The organism is Flavobacterium sp. (assembly GCF_028712645.1).
In the GTDB taxonomy this organism is placed as follows: domain Bacteria; phylum Bacteroidota; class Bacteroidia; order Flavobacteriales; family Flavobacteriaceae; genus Flavobacterium.
Window position 1 is genome coordinate 1 of sequence record NZ_JAQTPQ010000341.1, and the last position, 3,083, is coordinate 3,083.

A 3,083-nucleotide genomic window follows, 5' to 3' on the forward strand; every position below is an offset into this window, starting at 1 on the left:
AATGGAACTTAAACTGAATAAACCAATTTGCTTTTTCGATCTTGAAACTACCGGAATTGATATTGGAAAAGATAGAATTGTTGAAATATCAATTTTTAAAGTTTTTCCTAACGGAAATAAAGAAAGCAAAACTTGGTTAGTCAACCCAACAATTCCAATTCCACCACAATCAACGGCCATTCACGGAATCAGTGATGAAAAAGTGGCTAACGAACCAACATTCAAAGAATTGGCTTCGCAGGTTTATAATATGATTAAAGATTCAGATTTAGCGGGATATAATTCGGATCGTTTTGATATTCCATTATTGGCTGAAGAGTTGCTTCGTGCTGGAGTAGATTTTGATATGAAAAACCGAGTTTCTGTTGATGTTCAAACTATTTTTCATAAAATGGAAGAAAGAACATTAAGTGCAGCATTGAAATTTTATTGTAACAAAAAAATCGAAAATGCGCATTCTGCTGAAGCGGACACGATGGCGACTTATGAGATTATGAAGGCACAATTAGATCGTTACCCAGAATTGGCAAATGATATAAGATCACTTTCAGAATTTACAACCCGGAAAAAAATAGCAGATTTTGCGGGAATGATAGCTTTTGACGGAGAAGATGAAGAAATTTTCGCTTTTGGTAAACACAAAGGAGTAAAAGTTAATAAAGTTTTAGAAACAGAACCAGGTTATTTTAGTTGGATTCAAAACGCTGATTTTCCTTTATATACGAAGAAAGTTTTGACAGCAATTAAATTGAGAAAACTAAATACGAAATAGTTTGTTGTTTAGCAGTTCAACCATAAACTCTAAACCACAAACCCTAAACTTGAAGAATGAAAATCATTTGCATAGGTAGAAATTATGTTAATCATATTGAGGAGTTGAAAAACGAGCGACCTACGGAACCGGTTATTTTTATGAAACCCGATTCGGCAGTTTTATTAAAACAACACCCTTTTGTCATTCCTGATTTTTCACAAGATATTCATCACGAAATCGAAATTATTGTAAAAATAAGCAAAGTTGGAAAACACATAGATGCCAAATTTGCTCATAAATATTACGATGAAATCAGCGTGGGAATAGATTTTACGGCTCGTGACGTTCAAAACCAATTAAAAGCAAAAGGATTGCCTTGGGAAAAAGCAAAGGCTTTTGATGGTTCGGCGGTCATTGGAGAATTTTTGTCAAAAACACAATTTAATTCATTAGAAAATATTACTTTTGAATTAACCAACAATAATAAAACAGTCCAAAAAGGCAACACTAGTTATATGTTGTGGAAAATTGATGAATTAATTTCATTTATTTCTCGATATTTCACATTAAAAATTGGTGATATAATTTTCACCGGAACTCCAGAAGGAGTGGCAGCTGTTAAACCAGATGATGTCTTAGAAGGATTTTTAGAAGGAAATAAACTATTTAGAATACAGATAAAATAATGGCACTACATTACAACCTAGCAAAAGTGTACGCACTTTCGGATAACGATCCAGAATTTGTTATGCAAATCGTAACGTTATTTGTTACAGAAGTTCCCGAGGATTTATTGCAAATCAAAGAAGGGATAAAAAAGAAAGATCATAAACACGCCTATGCTTTTGCCCATAAAGTAAAACCAACACTTGATTTACTTGGTCTAAAAGTAGCTTTCGAAGAAATTCTTCAAGTTGAAGCTTGGACAAAAGCCGAAGGAGAGAAGAAAGAAATCAAGGAAACCTTTAAGAGTATTAAAAATCAAGTAAACGATGCTGTAAAGGAATTGAAGAAAGATTTTGATTTGTAAGAAGCTAATCCTGCTGTACATTTCAAGTTTTTTTTAAAATTACTTTTTTTCTAAAAATAAAAAAGGAGCTTCCGTTGGTCGCTCTTTTTTATTTAGAAAAAAAATAGCAATTTTCTGCAAAAAGCTTTCCACTTCCATCAGGGCTAAAACACGATTTTTATCAAAGTTAGCAATCAATATTTGAATCAATAATTATCCTAAATCAAAATGAAAGCAACCATAATTACCATTGGCGACGAAATTCTAATTGGGCAGATTGTCGATACAAACTCGGCTTTTATTGCCAAATCATTAGATAGAATTGGAGTTGAAGTTCACGAAATGATTTCTATAAGTGACAACAAGCAGCATATTCTGGAAACTTTTCACAAGGTTCAAAACAAAGTCGATTTGGTTATTATTACTGGCGGACTTGGCCCTACAAAAGACGATATTACTAAGAAAACTTTCTGCGATTATTTTGAAGATGAATTGGTTGTTGATGAAAAAGTTCTCCAACACGTAACCCAACTTATTGAAGGTTTCTACAAACGAACAATTACTCAGATTAATAAAGATCAAGCACTTGTTCCTTCAAAATGTACGGTACTTCACAATCAAGTGGGGACAGCGCCAGGAATGTGGATGAAAAAAGAAAATACCGTCTTTATTTCGCTTCCAGGAGTTCCTTTTGAGATGAAATATTTGATTGAAAATGAAATCATTCCCAAAGTGGTTCGGGAATATAAACGACCTTACATCATTCATAAAACCATTCTCACTTATGGTCAAGGAGAAAGTATGGTGGCTGAACGAATCGAAAACTGGGAAAATAATCTGCCTGAATTTATAAAATTAGCTTATTTGCCAAATCCTGGGAGTGTTCGTTTGAGACTTTCGGCAAGAGGAACAAATAAAGAATTATTAGAAAAATCCATCGAAGAAAATATTGGTTCTTTGAAGAAAATCATTGGTGATATCATTGTGGGTTTTGAGGATAACGAAACCCTTGAAGCTGCTCTAGGTCATCTTTTAAAGCAACACAACAAAACCATTTCGACAGCTGAAAGTTGCTCGGGTGGAAAAATAGCTCAGGTTTTAACTTCGGTTTCTGGAGCTTCTGACTATTTTAAAGGAAGTGTAGTTTCTTATGCTACTGAAACTAAAATTTCTGTTTTGGGAATCTCGGAAGAATTGATAAATGAATTTACTGTAGTAAGTGCCGAAGTTGCAAAACAGATGGCTATTAACGTAAAAAGTTTAATGAAAACAGATTACGCTATCGCGACAACTGGGAATGCAGGTCCGACTAAAGGCGAC

At 33.7% G+C, this 3,083-nt stretch carries 5 protein-coding genes; 4 read left to right on the forward strand and 1 reads right to left on the reverse strand.

From position 1 onward, the window contains the following. Position 1: 1 nt before the first annotated feature. Genes PHC28_RS17490 through PHC28_RS17500 form a run of 3 tightly spaced genes read left to right on the forward strand, consistent with a single transcriptional unit; the run spans position 2 to position 1,784 of the window. Positions 2-772, forward strand: coding sequence for a 3'-5' exonuclease (locus PHC28_RS17490; RefSeq protein ID WP_300103547.1), 771 nt, complete (start codon positions 2-4; stop codon positions 770-772). Between the two features lie 56 nt (positions 773-828). Then, on the forward strand, positions 829-1,440 hold the full coding sequence (locus tag PHC28_RS17495) for a fumarylacetoacetate hydrolase family protein (protein WP_300103548.1): 612 nt from the start codon (positions 829-831) through the stop codon (positions 1,438-1,440). Further along, positions 1,440-1,784: a histidine kinase gene (locus tag PHC28_RS17500; protein ID WP_300103549.1), complete on the forward strand. Its 345-nt coding sequence runs from the start codon at positions 1,440-1,442 to the stop codon at positions 1,782-1,784. Before PHC28_RS17495 ends, PHC28_RS17500 begins: the two co-directional genes overlap by 1 nt. Positions 1,785-1,823: 39 nt before the next feature. On the opposite strand, the gene PHC28_RS17505 is transcribed toward PHC28_RS17500, so the two are convergent. Beyond that, on the reverse strand, positions 1,824-1,973 hold the full coding sequence (locus PHC28_RS17505; RefSeq protein ID WP_300103550.1) for a hypothetical protein: 150 nt from the start codon (positions 1,971-1,973) through the stop codon (positions 1,824-1,826). A gap of 18 nt (positions 1,974-1,991) precedes the next feature. Between PHC28_RS17505 and PHC28_RS17510 the strand changes: the two genes are divergently transcribed. Next, positions 1,992-3,083, forward strand: a 1,092-nt coding sequence (locus tag PHC28_RS17510) for a CinA family nicotinamide mononucleotide deamidase-related protein (protein WP_300103552.1), incomplete at its 3' end; no start/stop codon positions are given.